This window comes from Dendrosporobacter quercicolus (genome assembly GCF_900104455.1).
Taxonomy (GTDB): domain Bacteria; phylum Bacillota; class Negativicutes; order DSM-1736; family Dendrosporobacteraceae; genus Dendrosporobacter; species Dendrosporobacter quercicolus.
Map to the genome: position 1 here is coordinate 59,591 of NZ_FNHB01000009.1, position 22,038 is coordinate 81,628.

The 22,038-nt window shown below is 50.5% G+C and carries 15 protein-coding genes and 1 tRNA gene; 10 read left to right on the forward strand and 6 right to left on the reverse strand.

Annotated features, from left to right (window positions below):
• Positions 1-9: 9 nt before the first annotated feature.
• The 3 genes from BLR06_RS20270 to BLR06_RS15040 all read right to left on the reverse strand — a co-directional run bounded on the left by BLR06_RS20270 (position 10) and on the right by BLR06_RS15040 (position 7,340).
• Positions 10-2,337, reverse strand: coding sequence for a pyridine nucleotide-disulfide oxidoreductase/dicluster-binding protein (locus BLR06_RS20270; RefSeq protein ID WP_092074425.1), 2,328 nt, complete (start codon positions 2,335-2,337; stop codon positions 10-12).
• 17 nt (positions 2,338-2,354) lie between these two features.
• The gene (locus tag BLR06_RS15035) at positions 2,355-5,087 is read right to left on the reverse strand and encodes a molybdopterin-dependent aldehyde oxidoreductase (protein WP_092074426.1); all 2,733 of its coding nucleotides are present in this window, start codon (positions 5,085-5,087) and stop codon (positions 2,355-2,357) included.
• A gap of 240 nt (positions 5,088-5,327) precedes the next feature.
• Positions 5,328-7,340 carry a sigma-54-dependent Fis family transcriptional regulator gene (locus BLR06_RS15040; RefSeq protein WP_173813026.1) on the reverse strand — a complete coding sequence of 671 codons (2,013 nt, stop codon included), beginning with the start codon at positions 7,338-7,340 and terminating at the stop codon, positions 5,328-5,330.
• A gap of 255 nt (positions 7,341-7,595) precedes the next feature.
• Here BLR06_RS15040 and BLR06_RS15045 point away from each other — a divergent pair, with 255 nt between their 5' ends.
• Positions 7,596-8,018 (forward strand): hypothetical protein, encoded by a 423-nt coding sequence (locus BLR06_RS15045; protein WP_092074427.1) that lies wholly within the window; start codon positions 7,596-7,598, stop codon positions 8,016-8,018.
• A 99-nt stretch (positions 8,019-8,117) separates the two neighbouring features.
• On the opposite strand, the gene BLR06_RS15050 is transcribed toward BLR06_RS15045, so the two are convergent.
• From BLR06_RS15050 to BLR06_RS15060, 3 genes are all read right to left on the reverse strand, one after another.
• The gene (locus BLR06_RS15050) at positions 8,118-8,447 is read right to left on the reverse strand and encodes a small basic family protein (protein ID WP_092074428.1); all 330 of its coding nucleotides are present in this window, start codon (positions 8,445-8,447) and stop codon (positions 8,118-8,120) included.
• Positions 8,448-8,449: 2 nt separating this feature from the next.
• Positions 8,450-9,142 carry a DUF881 domain-containing protein gene (locus tag BLR06_RS15055; RefSeq protein WP_422699893.1) on the reverse strand — a complete coding sequence of 231 codons (693 nt, stop codon included), beginning with the start codon at positions 9,140-9,142 and terminating at the stop codon, positions 8,450-8,452.
• Positions 9,143-9,280: 138 nt separating this feature from the next.
• Positions 9,281-9,940, reverse strand: coding sequence for a cytochrome c biogenesis CcdA family protein (locus BLR06_RS15060; protein WP_092074430.1), 660 nt, complete (start codon positions 9,938-9,940; stop codon positions 9,281-9,283).
• Positions 9,941-10,206: 266 nt separating this feature from the next.
• Between BLR06_RS15060 and BLR06_RS15065 the strand changes: the two genes are divergently transcribed.
• The 9 genes from BLR06_RS15065 (at position 10,207) to BLR06_RS15105 (ending at position 21,996) form a co-directional block, all read left to right on the forward strand.
• The gene (locus tag BLR06_RS15065; protein ID WP_092074431.1) at positions 10,207-10,755 is read left to right on the forward strand and encodes a class I SAM-dependent methyltransferase; all 549 of its coding nucleotides are present in this window, start codon (positions 10,207-10,209) and stop codon (positions 10,753-10,755) included.
• Positions 10,756-10,953: 198 nt separating this feature from the next.
• A complete protein-coding gene (locus BLR06_RS15070; RefSeq protein ID WP_092074432.1) occupies positions 10,954-12,246 on the forward strand; it encodes a TolC family protein in 1,293 nt (430 codons plus the stop codon).
• A gap of 28 nt (positions 12,247-12,274) precedes the next feature.
• Positions 12,275-13,504: an efflux RND transporter periplasmic adaptor subunit gene (locus BLR06_RS15075; RefSeq protein WP_092074433.1), complete on the forward strand. Its 1,230-nt coding sequence runs from the start codon at positions 12,275-12,277 to the stop codon at positions 13,502-13,504.
• Between the two features lie 11 nt (positions 13,505-13,515).
• Positions 13,516-16,713, forward strand: a complete 3,198-nt coding sequence (locus tag BLR06_RS15080; RefSeq protein ID WP_092074434.1) for an efflux RND transporter permease subunit — start codon at positions 13,516-13,518, stop codon at positions 16,711-16,713.
• A 65-nt stretch (positions 16,714-16,778) separates the two neighbouring features.
• Positions 16,779-17,237: a hypothetical protein gene (locus BLR06_RS15085; protein WP_092074435.1), complete on the forward strand. Its 459-nt coding sequence runs from the start codon at positions 16,779-16,781 to the stop codon at positions 17,235-17,237.
• Positions 17,238-17,434: 197 nt separating this feature from the next.
• Positions 17,435-17,860 (forward strand): MarR family winged helix-turn-helix transcriptional regulator, encoded by a 426-nt coding sequence (locus BLR06_RS15090; RefSeq protein ID WP_092074436.1) that lies wholly within the window; start codon positions 17,435-17,437, stop codon positions 17,858-17,860.
• 21 nt (positions 17,861-17,881) lie between these two features.
• Positions 17,882-18,556: a YczE/YyaS/YitT family protein gene (locus BLR06_RS15095; RefSeq protein WP_092074437.1), complete on the forward strand. Its 675-nt coding sequence runs from the start codon at positions 17,882-17,884 to the stop codon at positions 18,554-18,556.
• 312 nt (positions 18,557-18,868) lie between these two features.
• Positions 18,869-18,945, forward strand: a tRNA-Arg gene (locus tag BLR06_RS15100).
• 615 nt (positions 18,946-19,560) lie between these two features.
• The gene (locus BLR06_RS15105; protein ID WP_092074438.1) at positions 19,561-21,996 is read left to right on the forward strand and encodes an HD domain-containing protein; all 2,436 of its coding nucleotides are present in this window, start codon (positions 19,561-19,563) and stop codon (positions 21,994-21,996) included.
• The last annotated feature ends 42 nt before the right edge of the window (positions 21,997-22,038 follow it).

Consider the following 22,038-nt stretch of genomic DNA (forward strand, 5'->3'; position numbering starts at 1 on the left):
TTTCCCCCGCTATCCGTTAATTTCCAGCCGGTGACAATACGCATTATGAACGGTAAAGCCGCCGGTGCAGGGCGAGTATTCCACCCAGTAGGTTACGCTGGCCGGCTGCAAATACGCAATATAATGTTCCCTGTCGTTGTCCCGGAGTTTATTGCCGGTACGTTCGGCATAGGCGATGACTGCCTGGACATCGCCGGCTAAAATTCGCCTGTCATCCAGCACCTGCTTGACCTTTTCCGGAATAATTACCTGAAACTCAGCTTTTGGTGCTTCCACTCTCTCACCCCAGACTTCCCTGCATAGCGAAATTTTTAATTTGGCCCGGTTCTCCTGACGGTCTGAATAGCCGGGACCCGGTCTGGAAGCCCGATCGTGGCTGCGCCCCAAGATCAAATCCAGCAGGTGATGGACGCGCTTTCCGCGTCCGGCGAAATTATCCCGGCACATGGCGCAGTAAACCAGATAGTCGGACGGGCTTTCCGTGATGCGTCTGTCAATGACCTTGCGGGCAACCTCCTGGTTGGCGCAGCTCATCAGCCCGCCATACCCGCAGCAAACGGTATGCTCGCGATTGTCAGGCAATTCTTCAATTTCATACCCCAATTTGCCGGCAATACTGCGGACGCCGGCTTGTAACCCGGCCTCGTAGCGGGTCGTGCAGCTGTCGTGGACAGCAAGCCTTGACGGTTGGGAAGCCGGTTGCGCCGCCGGCGGCAGACCGGTGCGGTCCAGCAGCGTCCATACCGTCTCCAGCGGTATATCCGGCAAGTTGTGCCTGAACATGCTAAAACAGGTTGGACAGGCGGTAAGAATGGCCGGACTGCCTAATTTACGCCAGTTGTCTTCCACTGTTTTCATCGTTTCCCGAAATAAGGCTGTCTGTCCGGCCCAGCCGGCCGGAGCGCCGCAGCAGCCCAGCATGAGGCCGACGCCGCCAGCCAGTTTGTCACAAAGAAACCGGTACAATGCCGTCACCGCCTCCGGTGAAGACGCCGCCAGCTGGCAGCCCGGATAGAAGACGGCTTTGCTGGACAGATGGCCCGGCTGATGACGGCACAGCGAAAATTGCCGGCTGTTGCTGAACTGCATATCCCGCAAGGCGAAGTCATGGGCCGATGGCGGCATCTTGCCTTTGGCCACCATCGTTTGCCTTGCTTCGAGGAATACTTCCCCCATCGCCAGGTGTTCCGGGCAAATATGCGCGCACAGACCGCATAAGCTGCAGGAATTAATCATTTTATTGGCATGATGAATGCCCATGACTATGGATAGATTATTGTATACCTCCCGTACATAACGCTTGGGATAAGAACGGTAATGCGCCAGAAATTCACATTTTTTTACGCACTCGCGGCATTCACAGGCCAGACAGCGGCCGGCCTCCTGCAGCGCCTCCTCGCGGTTGTAGCCCAGGGCGGGGGAGGCCATTGGCGTCAGCGCCTGCGGCGCAATCCCGTCAATATTGCTATACAGCCTTGTCCGGCAGGAGCCGGCCGGCTCCCGGCTGGCGGTAAGCGACGCGTTTTGCAGCAGCCGGTCAATGGAGATGGCCGCGCTTTTGCCGTCCGCGATTGACGCAATGGGCGACCAGGCGGACGGTCTCTGGCGGGAACTGCCACCGGCGAAAACACCCGCCTGGCTGGTCGCCAGCGTCTGCGCGTCCACTGCAACAGCGCCGGCGTTGTCAAGCTCCAGGCCCAGCTCCTGCAGGGCCGAGTTTTCAGCGCCTATCCCAAGATAAACAGCGGCGAACTCTTGGCGCAGACTGTCTAAAGACCTGCTGGCGTCAGGCCGGTTGCCGACCGGATGGTGGAGTTGGAGTTTTACTGCGTAGCTGGCCAAAAGTTCAAAATCCCTGTCAAGCACTTGCCGGGGCAGCCGGTTCTCCGGAATTGTCCGGAGCCTTCCGCCCGGCTGGCCGGCGGCTTCAAACACAACCGCCTCGTAGCCTTTCCGGGCAAGCTCCACCGCTGCGGTCAACCCGCTCAGACCGGCGCCCACAACGGCCACCTGCGGCTTTTTCACCGGCAGGGAAGGTGCTTTTGTTATGGTTTGGTTATAGTCAACGCAAATTTGCTCCAGCGCCCTGATGGAAATTGCCTCATCAAGTTCGCCGCGTTTACAGTAGCGGCGGCAGGGCTGATCGCAAACGCGGCTGATGATTCCGGGAAAAGGCACCATTCGGTGGAACAAAGCGAAACCGGCCGTATAATCCTGTTTACGCACAGCGGCGAGCATGCCCCGGACATCGACGTGAACCGGACATCCGGCGGTGCAGCCCGGCGGGTTTTCCTGGACGCATTGCGCTTCTCTGCTCCGCAATTGTTTTTGATTCATTTGTATGCGCTCGTTTCTTAGATTTTGAGTTTTTCCAGGCCGGCCTTGATTTTTTCCGGCAGGGCCGGGACGGCGTAAATGCGAACTCCTGTGGCATGGTAAATAGCATTCAGGATGGCCGGATGCGGAGCGGTCAGCGGTCCTTCGCCCACTCCGGCGGCGCCGTACGGACCGTGTTCGCGCGGGGTGATGTTATAAATAATTTCCAGGTTATCAGGGATGTCCTGTATAAAGGGGAGGCCGCAGGCAATCAGATTGGTATGTTTCTTCAGGTCTTCAAAATCCTCGGTCAGAGCCAGGCCGATGCCCTGAGCCAGACCTCCGTAAATCTGGCCGTCGGTGGTCGCCCGGTTGGTAATTGTGCCGATGTCGGCAACTGTGGTGAATTTCACTACTTTGGCTTTGCCTGTCTTCATATCGACTTCCACTTCCGGCATGAAGACTTCATACATATAGATGGCAAACGGATCGCCTTTGGCTGTTTCCGGATCGCAGTCGGTGCACATGGACGCCGTCCATTTGCCGTCGTAGCGGAGCGGGATGTTCTCGGCGACCATTTCCTCATAGGTGCGATAAGTGCCGTCCGGTTTGCGCATGGCGTTGACCAGCATTTCGCAGCCGACCCTGGTGGCGTTGCCGGTCATGACATTTTGCCGGCTGCCGCCGGAAGGGCCGCTGGCTGGGGTAAAGGCCATGTCATTCATAACCAGCCGGATTTGTTCAGGCGTTATTCCCATTTGGCGGAGCGTTTCATGCGCATGGGTCAGAGAGGCCAGGTCCGCGCCCTGCCCATGGTCCTGCCATGAGGAGCCTACCGACACCGTACCGTCTTTGTTCAGCTCCACCCAGGCTACCGAGGAGTCGGGACCATCCAGGCCGCAGCCGTAAATGCCGAGAGAAATGCCCACGCCGCGTTTCTTTTCAGGGGTGGATAATTCCCGGCAGCGCTTTTTGGCTTCTTCATACAGCGGCCGGAGCGTATTGAACATGTCTTCAAAGCAGAATACTTCCGGCACTTGCTGGGTAGGCGTAGTGGCGCCGGGCCGGTAAATATTCTTAAACCGCAATTCCAGCGGGTCCATGCCCAGCTTTACAGCCAGTTCGTCAATGGCGATTTCCGAGGCCAGAAAGGCTTGCGGTGAACCATAAGCGCGGAAAGCAGACCCCCAGGCGTGGTTGGTGCAAACGGTGCGGCCCTGACCACGGATATTTGGGATATCATAACCGGCGCCGGTAAACTGGGCCTGCCGCAGGGTCGCCAGGTCGCCGAATTCGCTGTACGGACCATGGTCCATCGACCAGTCTGTTTCCATTGCCAGCAGTTTGCCGGCTTTATCGGCGGCCAGCTTGCATTTGATGAATACCGGCGAACGCTTGCCGGTGTACGTAATCATCTGATGCATATTGAAATTGAGGGAAACCGGCTTGCCGGTAGCCATGCAGGCCACGCCCAGCAGCGCTTCGTTGGTCGGGCTGAATTTATAGCCAAAGGTGGCGCCGGTTGGGTTGGCGACCAGCCGCAGTTTATCCGGCTCAATGCCAAGCCCGGGACAAATCATGGCATGATGCAGATGCAGGGCAATGCTCTTGGAATGGATGGTCAGGCGGCCTTCTTCATCATAGTAGGCGCAGCCGCAGTCAGGTTCCAGGGCCAGATGCGGCTGGCGGCTGCAATAGGCGTCAATTTCCACTGTCACATTCTCGGGGTCTTCCATCAGCGGCTTGGTGTCTTCACCTTTGACAATACCCTGTTCAAAATAGATATTCGGCACACCTGGATGAATTTCGATCGCATCAGGCGACATGGCTGCAGGCGCGCTCATATAAGCCGGCAAGACCTCCAGCTCGACTTTGACTTTTTTGGCGGCCTGTCGGGCGTGTTCTTCCGTATCGGCGCAGACAATGGCTATGGCGTCCCCGTACTGAAATACCTTCTCATCGCACAGAATCGGCCGGTCCCAGCCGTCCCCTTTATTAGTGGGGAAGGTAATCAGGCCGGTAATGCGGTTTTTGCCTTTCACATCCTTATGGGTAACCACTTTATATACGCCGGGCATCTTTTCCGCTTCGGCAGTATCAATGCCCAGAATGTTGGCATGAGACACTTCGGCCTGCACCAGCGCCATACGCAGGGTTCCCGGCGGCATTTGCAGCGCAACGTCGGCCCCGAAATCCCAGGTGCCGGTTACTTTCTGCAAAGCGGACGGGCGGTGGTAGGTTGTGCCGTAAATTCTATTGCCTACCGGTTTGTACAGCAGATCTTCCTTGCGTACTTCGCCGCGAATGACTTTGGCCGCTGCCATGACGGCGTCAACCAGCGGCTTATAGCCTGTGCAGCGGCAGGCATTGCGGTTTCTCTGAAACCAGCTGCGAATATCCTCCCGGGCGGGATTGGGGTTTTCATCCAGCAGCACTTTGGCCGACAGAATAAAGCCCGGACTGCAAAAGCCGCACTGGGCGCAACCGTACGCCATCCAGGCGACCTGCAGGGGGTGCAGGTTTTCCGGGGTAGCCAGCCCTTCAATTGTCGTAATGGCGGCTTCTTCGGGGACTTTTTTCATTTTGACAATACAGGACCGGATAACCCTGCCATCCATAATGATGGAGCAAGTCCCGCATTGTCCCTGGCGGCACCCGACTTTACACCCGGTCAATAAAAGCTGCTGGCGCAGGACATCGGCCAGCGAACTTTCCGGATCGACAATTAAAGTCCGGAGCAATCCGTTGATCTTCAGAATTTTTTTTAGCATGTTGCTCTTCCTCTCCTTTATGCCGTTCCATATGTCCGGAGGGGTCTTGTTTCCCCATGACAGGGAAGGGCATTTGAAGATAATTATTGCAAATGCCATGCCAATCGTAATTTGACGCAAAAAACAAAGGAACCCTGCGTTGTCTCACGCGTTGGTTCCTCGCATTGCTTAAGAACTGTTCTACAGGTGTCACCAAAGTGTTCCGTTAAGGTTACACTGCCGGGACACTGGTACTAGTCCTTAGTTATCAATTCCATACTGCTTCATTTTCCGGTATAGCGTATTCCGGGCAATGCCCATTGCCCGTGCTGTTAGACTGACATTGCCGCCATGGGCGGTCAGCAGGGCGAGAATATCCTGCTTTTCTTTATCTTCCAGCACTTGCCGCCGCTGTTTTCTGCTACAGTTAGGCGTTCCCGCACCGTCACTGTCCTGGCGCGGGGAAGACTGGCAGGACCGGATATCAGCCGGCAGGTTGAGCAGCCTGACGTTTTGACCCTCTGTCAGGCTGATAATCCGTTCGACGACATTTTGCAGTTCGCGGACATTACCCGGCCAGTCATATCTTACAATCTGCTGGATTACCTCCGGCTGAACGACAAAAGTCCGTCCGTGCTTATCCAGTTTTTCCAGAAAATAATAAAACAGGGCCACAATATCGTCAGCCCGTTCTCTTAGCGGCGGTATCGTGATGGAGATAACATCCAGACGATAATACAAATCTTTGCGGAACGTGCCTTTGTCGACTTCCTCCAGCAAAAATTTGTTGGTGGCGCAGATGACCCGGACATCAACGGGCGTTACGTTGTTACAGCCAATCCTGCTGACTTTTTTCTCCTGCAGCACGCGCAGCAAAGCTACCTGATGCTCTAACGGCATATCGCCGATTTCATCGAGAAACAGCGTGCCGCCGGCCGCCAGCTCAAACTTGCCCGGCTTTCCGCCGCGTTTGGCGCCGGTAAAGGCGCCTTCCGCATAACCGAAAAGTTCACTGCCGATCAGCTCCCGGGGAATTGCCCCGCAATTGACGGCAATAAACGGGCCGGACCGGCGTTCGCTTCGGTTATGAATGGCCTGGGCGAAGATTTCCTTGCCGGTGCCGCTTTCTCCCTGGAGCAGGACGTTGGACATCGACGCTGCGGCCAGCGAAGCGATGCGAATGGCTTCCAGAATTCCCTTGCTGTCCCCGATGATGTCACTAAACTGCAACGTTCCGTAGTGCCCGCTGAACCGGTTAACCAAATTTTGAATTTTTTCAATTGGCCGTAATATAACAATGCCGCCGGTTACCGTTCCCCACTCGTCGGTGACCGGCTCTCCCGAGGCCAGGCAACGGTTTAAACCGCGAGTGGCGTCAAGCGTAAGCTCCACATCAAGGCAGGCTTCCTTATCCTGCAGCATTCTTCGGATGAAATGGCTGCCCGCGCCCAGCACCTTTTCAGCCGACATGCCGGATTCGATCTCGCCTTTGCCGGAGGAGGAACCGAGGATGGTTTTGGCTACAGGGTTCAGTTCAGTGATAGCGCCGTTCCCGTCAAGCATAATTACGCCATCGGACATTGTATTGAAGATATTGGTAAGGCGCTTGTTAATGACCCTTAATTCACTGTTTTTTTTCCTGATGCTGATTTGGGCCATAATGGCTTCAGTAGCGGCGACAACCATGCCCAGGGTATGCAGGTGGGCGGCTTCCGAAGCGCCGGACACGTTGAGAATTCCCAGGACTTTTCCCTGGAAATCCAGAATCGGGGCGGCGGAACAGGTCAAACAGTGATGCTTGCGGCAATAATGCTCCGAACCGGAGACTTGAATAGGTTTTTTGAGCACCAGAGCCGTTCCGATCGCATTACTGCCCGCCTCGGTCTCGCTCCAGCCAGCACCCTGAAAAAAGTTAACCGTCATGGGATTGATTAAGGCATCGCGGTCGCCCAGAATCTCCATGATATACCCCCGGGGATCGGTCAATACCACCACGAAGCCTGAGCCTTGCACAAAGTGATATAGGTTAACCATAAACGGTTTGGCAATATCAATCAGCTTCCGGTTTTTTTCCAGCATGGCCTGAAGACAGGCGGCCTCCAGCTTACGGTGGAGCGTATCGTTGTACGGATCAACACTGGCTTGACGGCAGCGCAGCCATGATTCCATTATTTCCGTCCGCACGAAGGCTGGAGCGGTTTTGTATTTTCCTGCGGCCATAAATTTTTTCCAGGCCGCTACCGTATGGTCAATCACAAGCTCTGCTTTAAGCATCGGCTGCTTACTCCTTTCCCCCAACGGATTTCCCCTTTGCCTGTTGCATCTATCCAGCCGGCAGTCAGTGTAGGCGTTTAAACAGTTGAAGATAATAACTGAATATTAAGATAATTTCGATTAATAATATCTATTCGCGATCAAGTCAAAAAAATCCTGTTTGTTGCCGGAAATTTGATATGCTGGAAAATCCTTGCTTGAAGTAAGTAGAGGAGCAAACTATACTAGAGATAATTAGCGCCAAGGAGGAATACGATGGAACCAGCACCAAGGGAAAAACTATTCGCCGACCAGTTTTCGGCCAGCCTCACTGCAATTGTCGGCAGGCATCAGCAGCTCTCCGGCCACGATTTTTCCGCCTTGCTGGCCGACCTGCAGGGCGCAGTGCACCGGCTTACGCTGGAATTGTTCCCCGGCCGGGCCGCTGCTGTTCAGGCAGCGGAGCCGCCGGAGGGAATTGAAGCCGATAGCATTCTGGTCGGGGTCAGGGATAAGACAACAGGCCGTATTTTTGAACGCCGTCTGGATATTCATTATGTAGAAAACGCCAACGGCCTCATTCTATCGGGTGAGAACGCTGCCGGCAATCCGTCCGAAATCGCCTTTTTATCAGATTTGGGCCTGGCGAAACTCAATGATTTAATGGGCAGAGGCCCTGATCAGCCGCGCTGCAAATAGCCGGATGCTGGTTTAAGTCTGCAGTGTGTCAACAACCCCGTCCCCTTGACACCGTCCCCTTGACACGCGTCTTAACCAGCGGTTGGATGTTTGTACCAGTTAATGCTTTAAGAAATGGCGGCGCAGAATGGCCAGGTTTTGAAACAGCCGGAGGCCAAAGGTCAGCAGGGCGACATAATAGAGGTCAATGCCGATCCGTTCGCCGATATAGACGAGTCCGGCGGCCATCATGGTGTTGGTAAAAAAGCCGGTAATGAATACCAGATTGTCGAATTTTTTCTCAACTGCCGCGCGTAAGCCGCCAAATACGGAGTCCAAGGCAGCGAGCAGGGCAACGGACAGATATTTGGCATATTCGGCAGGCATGCTGACGGGTAAAAAACTGCCGATTAAGAGACCGGCGATCAGGCCGGCAATAGGTAACAGCATGGTTACTTGCTCTCCTCCTTTACCGGCTGGGCGTAATGAAAGCGGAATGAGCCTTTGTATGCCGGAATTTCTATTTCATCTTGCTGCTTTACTGAAACCTGAATATTCCAGAATTGCATCGTTTCAACAATTCCGCCCCGCATTTTCAGGGAATTTTCCAGTGTTGCCGGATCGCCGATGGCTTTAATTTCAAACGGCGCCGCCATGCTCGTATTGTTGACCGATATATGATCGCCGGCTGTGCGGATTTCCGAGGAGGCGATAAGGCGCTGATTGTTAATCGAAATAGCTTCAGCGCCAGCGGCTCGCAATTCGTTAAGAACTTTGAGCAGGTCCTCATCCTTAATCAGAAAGATATTTGGTTTTTTACTGCTGGCAGGGGCGGTAGGCTTAGTGTCGTCAACGGTGACAATAACGCCTTTACCCTGCAGCGGCACCAGACCGGCTTCCTGTTTAATCGCTTCCAGCTGCTGCGCCGCGGTGGAATGATCGCTGGCGGCCTGACGCAGCTCCAGGATCTGGTTTTGTAAATCATTGCGTTCTTTTTCCACTTTGATCAAACGCTGGGTTAAATCTTCGGCTCGCTGGAAATGGACGGAGGAGCGGAGGTCTTCAGTGGTGCGGAACTGTACGGCCAACATAATGCCTAAGATAAGGCAGACCGAAGCAAGGGAGAGTTGTCCTGTTTTTAGCAATAGATCACACCCCTGTTTGCAGAGCATTTTGGCTTGACCGTCAAGTCAAGGCTCGACATATATATTATTATTATACTTGCGCGGCCAAAGTCAGACAAGTCAATAAAAAAATTTGCAATGCGGAGCAGCGGCAGGCTGCTACTCAAAATGCCCGAGCAGAATTGCCAGTCCGGCAATCACCAGAACCATGCCGGCAAGGCGCGGCAGTAACTGCAGGTAAGGTTGTATGCCGCGCAGTTTGTTTAAGCAGGACTGCAGCAGGAGGGTCAGGGCGGCAAAGGGGATGGAAAAACCGAGCGCATAAATTAGCAGCAGGGCAACGCCTGACGACAATGACGGTGAACTGCCGGCATAAAACAGAACCGGAATGAGCAACGGCAGATTGCACGGCGTCCAGACCAGGGTGGAAAGTATGCCCAGCAGGAAACTGCTCCAGGGAGCGGCGCAGCCGGAAAGCTGCGGGCGGCAGTCCTGCCTGAACCGGCTCAGAGTGATCAGGCCGCTGAAGTGGAGCCCTGTGACCAGCATGAATACGGCTCCGGTTTTATGCAGCAGATGATGATGCTCGGTCAGCGCTTGCCCCAGAGAGACTGCACCGGCCCCGACAGCGATAAACACCAGCATAAAGCCGCTGATAAACAGCAGGACATTGCGCCAGGCAAGCGCCCGTACGGCAGTGCCCGGCCGGCGGCCTGTCGTTAAAAAAGCGCTGTAAGCAGGGAAGGCCGCCAGTACGCAAGGGGACAAAAACGACAGTAAGCCGGCAATGAAGGCGGTGGCTGCAGCAGCAAGTTCCATCAGTCAAGACTCCTTTCCTTCGAACGATGCTGTAGCATACATACGCCGGTGATAGGCGTCCTATGTATTCCTTAATTTGGCAGGCGGTTAAGCCGGTAAAATGGCCGGGCGTTTTTTATTAGATTCTAATCTGAATTTAATTATCGTATAATATTTGCAAGCTATCCTGGGGAACTTTAACCGGGAAATGCAATACTTATGCTAAACCGGAAAATGAAGGATGAGCAGCCCGAAATCCGGGTACACTATAACGGGGGAGAGGATGTATGACCGAAAGAGTGGAATTTTTAGTTAAATTTATCAGGGAACCTAGAAAGATTGGCAGTATTACGCCCAGTTCAGTTTTTTTGACCAGGAAGATGCTGGCCCGGCTGCCCTGGAATGAGCTTGGCACCATTGTTGAGCTGGGGGCTGGAACAGGCGTATTTACCAAATATATTGCCGATAACAAAAAGACAGCAACCGAGGTTGTGGTGATAGAGCAGGATTTTCGAATGAGGGAGTCGCTGCGAGAAAGGTATCCGTCCTTTTACTATGGCGCCAGGGCTGAGCAGTTGGCCGGTTTACTGAATGCTTATCATTTGCCGCCGGCTGATTGTATTGTGTCGGGGCTGCCTTTTGCGGCTTTCGACGTCAGGCTGCGCGAACGGATACTGACGGCAGTGACGCAGTCCCTGCAGCAGGACGGTGTTTTTATTGCTTTTCAGTATTCGCTGCAGATGCGCAAAATTCTTCAGCAGCATTTCAGTGAGGTGCGGATTGGTTTTGTGCCGCTGAACATGCCGCCGGCGTTCGTTTATTACTGCAAAAAATAGTAAAGAGGCGTTTAGTGCTCAGCACTTGGGAGGCAGATGATCAACATCATCTGCCTCCCGTATTTCTTTTCCCGGCGGGACGCAGCAGTGTTTAGGCAATCTTCACAGGTTCTTCACAATGTCTTCACAGCTTTTTCATATCCTGTCTGTATAGTAAGAGCAAAGCCAATTGGGCGCGCACGCAGTGAGGGAGGCATTATGAAAAAGAGTAAGTGGAAAAAAGGGAGTAGTTCAATCTTGGCCGTGCTGTTGCTGGTATGGGCAGCCGTTCCGGCTCTGGCGGCTGAAGTTCAGGACACGCTGACCTTGGAGCAAGTTCTTCAGGCCGCGGTAGCCAGCAACCCGCAAGTGGTTGAAAGTCAAAAACGCCTGGAGGAAAAGCAAGCGCGGATTGGTCTGGCCACCGCCCTGCCCAATCCGGAATTTGGCGTTATGAAAGACGATATACCCCGTCTTAACCCGTTTGATGCGATGATGACCGAATATAGCCTTACCCAGGAGATTATGAATCCTGCAAAACTTAAGGCGATGGGCAGAATGGCGGACAGCGACGCCCGGATGGCGGCTGCCGATTACCGGGATAAGCAGATGGCAGTGTATACTGCGGCCAAGGAAGCCTATTATGATCTGCTGTATGCCGATAAGGCGCTGGAAATTGAAAAGGAAAATCAGCGGTTGATGGGGCAATTGGTTCAAATTGCCCAGGTTAACTATTCAACCGGCATGACGCCGCTGCAGGATGCGCTCCGGGCGCAGAACGAGTTTTCAAAGATGACGGCTGATTTGCTGAGTATGGCGGCAATGGGGGCGGTGGCCAAGGCTAAGGTGAATTATGTTATCGGCCGGCCGGCTGATACGCCGTTGGCGGTGAAAGAAGAATTCACCGCGCCGCCGCCTGATTTTGACCTGGCTAAGCTGCAAACCCAGGCGCAGGCCGCCAAGCCCGCAGTGGTAAGCATGGAACGTCAGGTCGATATGGCCCAAAACGGGGTGGAACTGGCGCGCAAGCAGCAATTGCCCGATTATCAACTGACGCTTTCTTATAAAGATAAAAAACAAACGGCGATGTCGATGGAATCCGATACCTGGGCGGTTGAGGTGATGGTGATGCTGCCGCTGTGGCACAGTAAAAATAAAGCCGAAATCAAGGCCGCTTCCGCCAATCTGGCAGCGTCTCAGGCCGCCCTGACCGACATGCGGAATATGACCGGACTGGATTTGCAGATGGCGCTGACAGAGGCGCAGTCGGCCTGGCGCCGGATTGACTTGTTTAAAACGACGGTCATTCCCCAGGCTGAGCAGACCTACCAGGCCGGCGTGGTAGGCTATACCAATGGCAAGGTGGATTTTATGGCCGTTTTGGACAGCCTCGTCGCCTTGCGCAATGCCAAGCTGGATTATTATAAAGCCCGCGTCGACTATGAGAAGGCAGCGGCTAACCTGGAAAAAGCGGTTGGCAAGCCGCTGTTTGCCGCCGGGGTAAGGTTATAATGCGAAAGCTTGTGAAGGAGATGACAGGATGAGTGATCGAGCGCGGAGTAAACAAAAGATGCTGGCCGGCGCAATTGCTGCTGTTCTGGCTTTGGGCGGGGCGGGCTATTATTATGCCGTCCAGCCGGTAAAAACAATGGTGGTCAATCACAGCGACCATCAGGCGGCCGCTCCGGTGACGGCCAGCGGTGATGTGGTTACACTTGACGCCAGGGCCAGGCAACTGGCCGGAGTGCAAACGGCCCAGGCCGCAGCCAGGGTGTTGACAAAAGAACTAAAGGCCACCGGCAAAATTGATTTTAATGCCAGTGGGCAGACCTATATTACCTCCCGGATTGAAGGACGGGTTGATGAACTGTATGTGACTGCCGACGGGGCGTATATTGCTCCCGGCCAGGCCATTGCCGCCGTATACAGCCCTACTTATATCGCCGCTCAGGAAGAGTATCTGCTGACACTGGAAAACGTACGGAGGTTAAGGGATGCCGGTGAAGACGTTGTTCAGATCAACAACCGTCTAAGGGATGCCGCCAGGCGGAAGCTGCAATTGCTGAACGCGTCCGAGCAGGATATTACCCGCCTGGAACACACCCGGCAGGCGCAGGACCATATGACCATTTATGCTCAGTTTGGCGGAACAGTATTGGAAAAGCAGGTATTGCCCGGCACGTATATCATGCCTGGCGATAAACTCTACAGCCTGTCGGATTTGAGCAGCGTGTGGCTGTATGCCGATATTTATGAAAAAGATTTGGCCGGTATTACGCCGGGGCAGCCGGTTGCAGTAACCAGCAGCGCCTATCCGGGCGAAACCTTCAGCGGCCGGGTGACTCTTATTCATCCGGTACTGGATGATGCGACGAGAACTGTTAAAGTACGGGTGGAACTGGCCAATCCAGCCGGAAAATTAAAGCCGAATATGCTGGTCCAGGCGGCAGTCCGGATTCCATTGGGCGAGAAACTGGTTGTACCTGAGTCGAGCCTGCTGGATACCGGCAGCCGTAAAATTGTTTTTGTAGCTCAGAATGACCGTACTTTTGTTAAACGGGACATCGTGACCGGCCAGGCAGCCGAGGGCTATATCCAGGTGCTGTCCGGCCTGCAAGCGGGTGAAACGGTGGTAACCGCAGCTGCTTTCCTGCTTGATTCCCAGACCCAGCTGGGCAGCTTCGGCAGCCATGCCGGGCATGGCGCGGCGGGCGGCCAGACTACGCCGGCCCCTGACGCTGGTCAACATAGCGGCCACAGCGGTCATTAAGGAGGCAGATGATGCTAAGTAAAATAATAGAGTTTTCCTTAAAAAACCGCGTAATCATTCTGGCTCTGACGGCGCTGGTTATTGTCTGGGGCATTTTTGTCATTCGTGATACCCCGATTGATGCATTTCCTGATCTCAGCGAGAATCAGGTTCTGGTGTCGGCCGACTGGATGGGCCGCGGGCCACAGGAAATTCAGGATCAGGTCACTTATCCCCTGGAAACGGCTATGCGCGGTTTGCCGAGTGTAAAAGAAGTCCGGTCGGCGTCCTCTTTTGGGATGTCCCTGATTACCGTTATTTTTGAGGACAGGGTTGATCCCTATTTTGCCCGGCAGGTTGTTAATGAGAAAGTGCAGCAGGCTATCCCGCGGCTGCCGCAAGGCGTTCAGCCTGCGCTGGGGCCGGTCAGCACGCCGATGGGACAGGTATTTATGTATACGGTGGAAAGTGACCGGCATAATTTGGCCGATTTGCGTACGGTCGAGGATTTTGTCATTAAGCCGCAGCTTAGCGCTGTGCCCGGCGTGGCTGAGGTAGCCAGTGTGGGCGGCTATGTCCTGCAGTATCAGATCAATCTTGACCCCCAGCTGCTGCAAAGCTACCGGGTTACGCTCAATCAGGTTTTTAATGCGATTGCTGCCAATAATTCCAATGTTGGCGCAAAAGTTGTAGAGCAAAACGGTCAGGAGTTTATTATCCGCGGGTTAGGCCTGGTGGAGTCGATTGATGATATTAAAGATATTGTCATTACCCAAAATAATTATGTGCCGGTATATGTCAGAGATGTAGCCGGCGTTACCGCCGGACCGGATTTCCGCCGGGGCGTGCTGACGAAATCGGGCTATGAGGCGGCCGGCGGCATTGTTATTCAGCGGATGGGTGAAAACACGCTGAATGTCATTGACCAGGTCAAAGCTAAAATGGCTGAAATTCAGGCGACCCTGCCGGAAGGGGTGAAAATTGTCCCATTCTATGATCAGACCGACCTGGTGAAAAAAGCAGTTAACACGCTGAACAGGGCGTTAATTGAAGAATTCATTCTGGTTTCGCTGATTGTGATTGCCTTTTTGGGCAATGTCCGGTCCAGCCTGATTGTAACAAGCGCCATTCCAATCGGCATTCTGCTTGCGCTTATTGCCATGAGGGAGATCGGTTTATCCGCCAATCTTATGTCACTGGGCGGAATTGCCATCGGGATCGGGGTAATGACCGATGCGGCCATTGTGATGGTGGAGAATATCTACCGGCATCTGGCCGGGGACGGCGGTCGGCGCGGCGTTGTCGAAGTGACGCTGGAGGCGGCCCAGGAAGTCGCTTCGCCAATCTTCTTTTCGATTGTTATTATCATTGTAACCTTTTTACCGGTTTTTACCATGACCGGAACTGAAGGCAAGCTGTATACGCCGATGGCCTGGGCCAAGACTTTTGCGATGAGCGGCTCGCTGCTGCTGGCGTTTACGCTGGTGCCGGTGCTGTGCACCCTGCTTTTAAAGGGGAAGATCCGGGAAAAGGATACCTGGGTTGTCGCCAAACTGCACCAGTGCTACGCGCCGGCCCTGAAAACAGCGCTTAAGTACAATAAAGCTACCATTGTGATCGCGGTGGTGGTGATGATTGCCGGATTTTCGCTGCTGCCGTTGCTTGGCACTGCGTTTATGCCGGCCCTGGATGAAGGCAGTTTTTTGGTTATGCCGACAATGCTGCCCAGCGTTTCACTCACTGAGGCGGTGGAAGCGGCCAAAACCATGGATAGAGTCATCATGGAGATACCGGAAATTGACCTGTCGGTGGGCAAAGTCGGCCGGGCGGAATCGGCGATGGACCCTGCGCCGGTCAGCATGATTGAAACGATTGTCACCCTTAAGCCCAAGGATGAGTGGCGGCCGGGGATGACCAAGGAGCGGATTGAACAGGAAATGATGGCGAAGCTGGCCGGAATTCCCGGGCTTAATCTGGCGTTCACCCAACCGATTGCCGGGCGGCTTGCAATGCTGACCACCGGGGTGCGGACCGAACTGGGCATCAAGCTCTACGGCGAAGACCTGCAGGTATTGCAGCAGAAGGCGTTTGAGATTGAAGCGGCTTTGGGCTCTGTGCCTGGCGTCAGTGATCTTCTGGCCGAGCGGGTCTTCGGTGCGCCCTATCTGGAGATCGGCATTGACCGGGCTAAGGCTGCCCGCTATGGCTTGAGTATTGCTGATGTGGAGGATGCCATTGAACTGGCGGTGGGCGGCAGGACGGCCACAACAACCATTGAGGGTCGCCGGCGGTTTGATGTGCTGGTGCGCTACAACCGCGAAAACCGGGAAAGCATTGATGCTATGCAAAATATTCTCCTGCCGGTAGCGGCCAGCGTCGCTGAAGTGCAAACGCCGTCCGGCGGCGCAGGGATGAGCGGCATGGGCGGCGGCGGGTCCATGCCCGCCGGGCCGGCCGGCAGCGCTTATGTCCCCTTGGGCGAAGTGGCTCATTTCCAGGTTGTCGACGGCCCCTCAATGATTAGCAGCGAAAACGGCGTGTATCGGATGATTATTCAAATGAATACCAGGGGCCGGGATGTGGTCGGCTTTGTTAATGAAGCCAATCAGGTGCTCCGGGAAAAGGTGGAACTACCGGCCGGTTATTCGTTGAAATGGGCCGGACAGTATGAAAACCAGCAACGGGCTAAAGACCGTCTTGGCGTTGTTGTGCCTGCGGTTATCGCGCTGACCTTTTTTTTGCTCTATCTGACCTTTCGGTCGGCCAGCGATGCCTTTCTGATCCTGATGAATATTCCATTTTCGCTGGTTGGCGGCATTGTCGCCATGTATGCCACCGGCACTTATCTGACGGTGGCGGCGGCGGTCGGCTTTATTGCCTTATTTGGCATAGCGGTGCAAAATGGGGTAATTATGGTGACCTATATTCAACACCTGCGGGCTCACCGCACTTTGGAGCAGGCTATTCTGGAAGGAGCGTTTACCCGCCTGCGGCCGGTAATGATTACTGCGCTGGTAGCCAGCCTGGGATTGTTCCCGCTGATTTTCGCTACCGGCGCTGGCGCTGAAGTCCAGCGTCCGATGGCCATTGTAGTCGTGGGCGGCCTGGTTACTTCGACCATTTTAACGCTCATCGTGCTGCCCTGCATTTATCTGGTTTGGAACAGATGGCGTGATGGCAGGAAGCCGCCGGCGCCGGGCAGTACGCAGGCAACGGATGTAACAACCTAAACCTGGCCGGCAGTTCGGCCGGAGGGGACAATAGAATTTCTTGATTAAATGGAGGCTGTTCGATAATGAATAAAACCAAAACAGGCTTAGGTATTTTGGCGATTGGCGCAGTAATGCTGCTGGCCGCCGGCTGCGGCTCCGGTGAAAAAACGGCCGCGCCGGCCCCGGCCGGACAGCATACGGCTTCCGGTCACGAAGCCCACAGCGCGTCAATGCCCAAAGAAGATCCGCTGCCGTTCATGAAAGATATGGATAAAGCCCTGCAGGAGGTTGTGGCTCAGCTGAAAGCCGGTAAAACGATGGACGCCCAGTCAAGCGCCGCCCGGCTTACCGGCGCAGTTAACAAGGTGCTTCCTCACATGATGGAGGAAGGTCTCAAAGAGCAGTTGCGCCAGGCGGCGGCAGAGATTAAGAACAGTGTTAATGCAGGCCGGACAGACTTAAATGGGTTGGAGGATAAAGCCAAAGCCTTCCAAAGCATTATGCAGGAAACTACAACTCATTTGCAAAGCATGAGCCATTGACCGGGTTCCAAGGGGGGAGAATGGGATGGGATTGATAGCGGTAAAATCGGCCGGACTAGCTAATACTTAAAAATAATTCCAGGGACTACTCAGTCCCTGGAATTATTTTTGCTATTCAGTATTTGACAAAATTGCAAAGAAAATATAAAATTGTTTCAAGTCTAATAGTTAGAATTGAAACAAAAAGAGGACTTTTAATGTATAAAACATTACATCATTTATTAGCCTGTACCTATTCAACGTTTTCCAAACAAGTACTTGCAAATTTGTTTGACAGCGGTCTCACTTCAGGCCAGCCCAAGGTACTTGACTACCTAAAATATCATAATGGCTGTGTGCAAAAAGATATTGCAGCAGGTTGTGAGATTGAGGCTTCAACAGTAACCAGCCTGCTGTTGCGGATGGAAGAAGGTGGTTTGATTGAACGAAGAATGCGTAAAGGTAATAGACGATCACTTTATGTGTTTCTTACCGATAAAGGAATAAAGGCGCTGGAAAAAGTCAGTGAGGTATTTGACGAGCTTGAAACGCTGGCTTTCGAAGGGTTTTCGACAGAGGAAAAAATGGATTTCCTGGAGAAGTTTTTTAAAATTTACGGGAATTTGACGAAAGAAAATAAATAAGCTAGAAAGCTGGTTTTTTGAATGTCCAAAGAAGAATTATGTAAAAGATATAGCCTGTTTATCTTAGGCTTGTTTGTTAGTGCGTTCGGGGTAAGTCTCATAACAAAAGCGCAACTGGGAACCGCTCCGATTTCGAGTGTCCCGTATACGCTCAGTATGGGATTTCCCATAACAATGGGAACACTGATATTTTTGCTGAATATGCTTCTGATTATCGGGCAATTATTGCTGTTAAAGAGAAAGTTTCAGCTGGTACAACTTATTCAAGTGCCTGTTTCAATCATGTTTGGTTATTTTATTGATTTAACGATGTCATTGCTTTCATTTCTAAATCCAGCCACTTATCTGCTTAAAATTGAGTTTTTGCTAGCCGGTTGCGTTATTCTTGCTTTGGGTATCAGTATGGAAGTGATTGCAAATGTGGTTATGCTTTCCGGCGAGGCATTTGTCCAAGCGATTTCCGTTACGTTTAATAAGGAATTTGGCAGAACTAAAGTTGTCTTTGACGTAACGCTGATTGCTGCAGCCAGTATTATTTCGGTATTTTTATTCGGTGAGCTTGTCGGTATTGGCGAGGGGACAATGATTTCCGCCCTGATTGTTGGTTTAATTGTGAGGTTTTTCAATGGAAAACTTCGCTTTGTTAATGACCGGTTGCGTGCGGAACAAAATGGCGAAGTAAATGAAACGATCTAAAGGACAGCCTGCAATCGCTTCTTAGATACTTAAAACGGATATAGAATAATCAATAAAAGTTACTCGGAACAGCTGGTTATTCCTTTTCAGGCCCGGTAGGAATAAAGGGGTAGGGAGACCGCTACTTCCTTCCAGTTGACATGTTGCAGCAAAAAGTGGTATACTAATTAGCGTTATCTTTACTTTTGTCGTTACTTTCCTCCTTCTATTTTGCCGGATTTGGTTAAATAGTGCCTGATTGGGAGGACTGGAATCTCCGGCAAACGGTTGAAGAATAAACGAAAATCCTTAATTGTAAGGATTTTATAATGTGCGTCTGTAGCTCAGGTGGATAGAGCAGCGGTTTCCTAAACCGTTGGTCGGTGGTTCGAGTCCTCCCAGGCGCACCATGATGAATAGTTTAACGGCAAGGCTTCAGAATTTCTGAGCCTTGCCGTTTTTGTGTTGTTGGGGTTGTTTAGGCAGTTTTGTATGCTATGTGTATGCTACGGGAGTTGTTAGGGTGAGTAGGAAGACAGGGTCTAGCTAAAGTTTTAGATAGAGGAGCTGAATGATAGTACTAATACACCAAATAGCGCAGATAGCAGGTATGCCGTCAATAACAGGCTTTGAAAGCATGAAACAAATACTCTGCCTCCGCATCTTTTAGCGAATAGGACAAAGAACCTGTCGCCTTGTCTCTTATACTAGGTTAGAAGAAGCATAATTGATTTTTTGTGTAGCTTTTGTAGGATTTTTTTCCTTAAAGTACACGATGTTTCGCTTGGTATGTAGAGGAGACAATGTTTAAATAAGTTGGAATCAACCGGGATAACAAAGGCCTCGGAGTCAGATTAATGAATTCTGACCCTTTTTTTGGTCATTCAATAAGCATATTTCAAATACTGAAAATTTATTGTTGAAGCAAATAGAAATTGTGGAGCTTATGCAGGAGTAGTGTGTTATTATGATAAATTTTAAAATATAATGTAAATTGCGCTAAATAATATGGAGGGTAATTAATCATGCGTGATGACTGGAGAGAAGAAACCCAACTAAGGATTCAAAACAGTAAAATTTATCAAAGTTTAAAACTGAAATGCAAAAGTGAAGCAGCTGGAGATCATGTCTTATCTTTAGTTGATGATGCGATTAATTATGCTTATCAAAGAACTAAATCAATTCTTCGCCACATGAATGAATTTACTCTTCACGACGGCGAGCATTTGTTTAGGGTCCTAAAGATAATGGAGGATATATTATCTGAAGCAAATATTAATAAACTAACAACTCCAGAATTAATGCTTTTGATACTGTCGGCATTTTTTCACGATATAGGTATGGCGCCAAGTGAAAAAGAGGTATTGGCATGGAAAAAAGTCTGGGATATATCTCCCGAGTTTAAGTCTGACATTGAAAAGGATGCATACAATAAATTCAAACAATTCTGCTCTTCAAAACCAGAGCAGCTTAATCAGATAGATATATTAATAGCGGAAGGGAATAGTACCTTAGCTGATTGTTTAAAGAGCTATTTGATATCTGACTTTATCAGAAATACGCATGCAATAAGAGCAAAGGAAATTATTCAACAAGATTGGAACGGCAAAATAAAATATAGGGATACTGATTTAACAGTTGAATTTGCTGAGATTTGCTTTAGTCATAACGAAGATGCACTCTTGATTCTTAATTTAGATAAAAGTTATTTGTGTGGGCCAGAAACTTATGCTTGCTTACCATTGGTAGCAGTTGTTTTAAGATTAGCGGACGTCCTGGATTTTGATGCTAAGCGGACCCCCTCAATCTTGTTTTCACATTTAGCTGTAAAACATCCTATTTCAATTAAGGAATGGAATAAACATAGGGCAATTGAGGCATGGACTATAAAGGATACAAAAATATGTTTTCATGCTAAGTGTACTCATCCTGCGATAGAAGCCTCAATACACTCATTTTGTGATTTGATTGATAACGAACTTAGTGTTTGTAATAATATTATTTCTTTAATTAATGAGCATTACAAATCAAGTCAGATAGGTATTTCTCTTAGACTTCCTTTTAAAGTTAATAGAGAAAAAATCGAGACCAAAAAAGACATATTTGGAAATCCACAATATATCTATAGAAAAACAGAATTTAATTTAAGTAAAAGACAGGTAATCGATTTGCTTATGGGAACCAAGTTATATGGTGACCCAGAAGTCGCTATGCGAGAATTATTACAAAATTCGATAGATGCGTGTTTATTAAGGGGCGCGTTAGAAAAAAAGTGGGGTAATCATTATTCTCCTGAAATTCATGTTAATTATTATAAAGAAAACGACGACAGGATATTAGAGATTATTGATAACGGAATTGGAATGGATCAAGAAATTATTGATAACTACTATTCTAAGGTAGGGTCTTCTTTTTATAATTCAGGTGAATTTTATGATCTACGTTCATACACTAATGCTGATTTTGTTCCGACATCAAGATTTGGAATCGGAATTCTATCTTGCTTCATGGTTGCCGATACACTGATTGTTGATACCAGAAAGATATATGGACCTCATGAATCCAGTGCACCATTAAACATTGTAATAGAAGGGCAAGAAAGTATCTTTTGGATAAAGCAAGGCGAAAGAAAGATTCCTGGGACTTCAACAAAGCTTATATTACGAAAGAAAAAAAATCCATGGGAAAATATGACTGAAGATAAATTCGTTGAATCGGTGGAGGCGGTTATACCGAATCCTCCATTTAAAATATTCATTAAAACTAATTCGCAAGAAAAAATTCGCGATGAACATAGTTTTAGGGAGATTACAGCTTCTTCTTTAAGAGACTATTCTTGGAACAAAAATGAGAACGTTAAAGAAATAGAATTTAATTTCAATCAAGAAGGATTAGTAGGAAGTGCGATTGTTGCAATACTAGAAAAGGGCAAAAAGCCAGTAATGAGTATCGATATGACATCCAAGGAAGTATATGTTGAAGGTGAGGAATATAGGCTTAATAAAACTATAGGCTTGGGAGGAAAGTATGTAAAGCTAACCTCGAAATCATTGGAAGTAAATGAAAGTGGCAAGATAAAAGAAAGTGAATCTTCTAGGCAGTTGTTTAATTCAAGATCTCGAATATCACTACATGGCATTGAAGTTCCATGTAACTTATTTCCCGATGATTGGAATATGCAAAGAAACCAAGTGAAGTTGGACTGGCCTTTTCCCATTTTGCTTGTTGTTGATGTTAATGGGAAAAGAGATCTAGATTTAAACTCTTCTCGCACTCAGATTATTATTAGCGATAAATGGATTAAATTTGAAGAAGACCTATCTTTTGTAATCTGCTCTGGTATTTCAAAATTGATGAATAAATGTTATTGGGAATCGTTTAAAACGTTATTATGCGACAATACAAAAAATGAAAATTTTCTGAACGGGTTAGCTAAATTAGCAGGTAAGAAAAGGGATTAAGAATCGGGACGTCAGGCTGTGCGAAACAGTCATATTCACAAG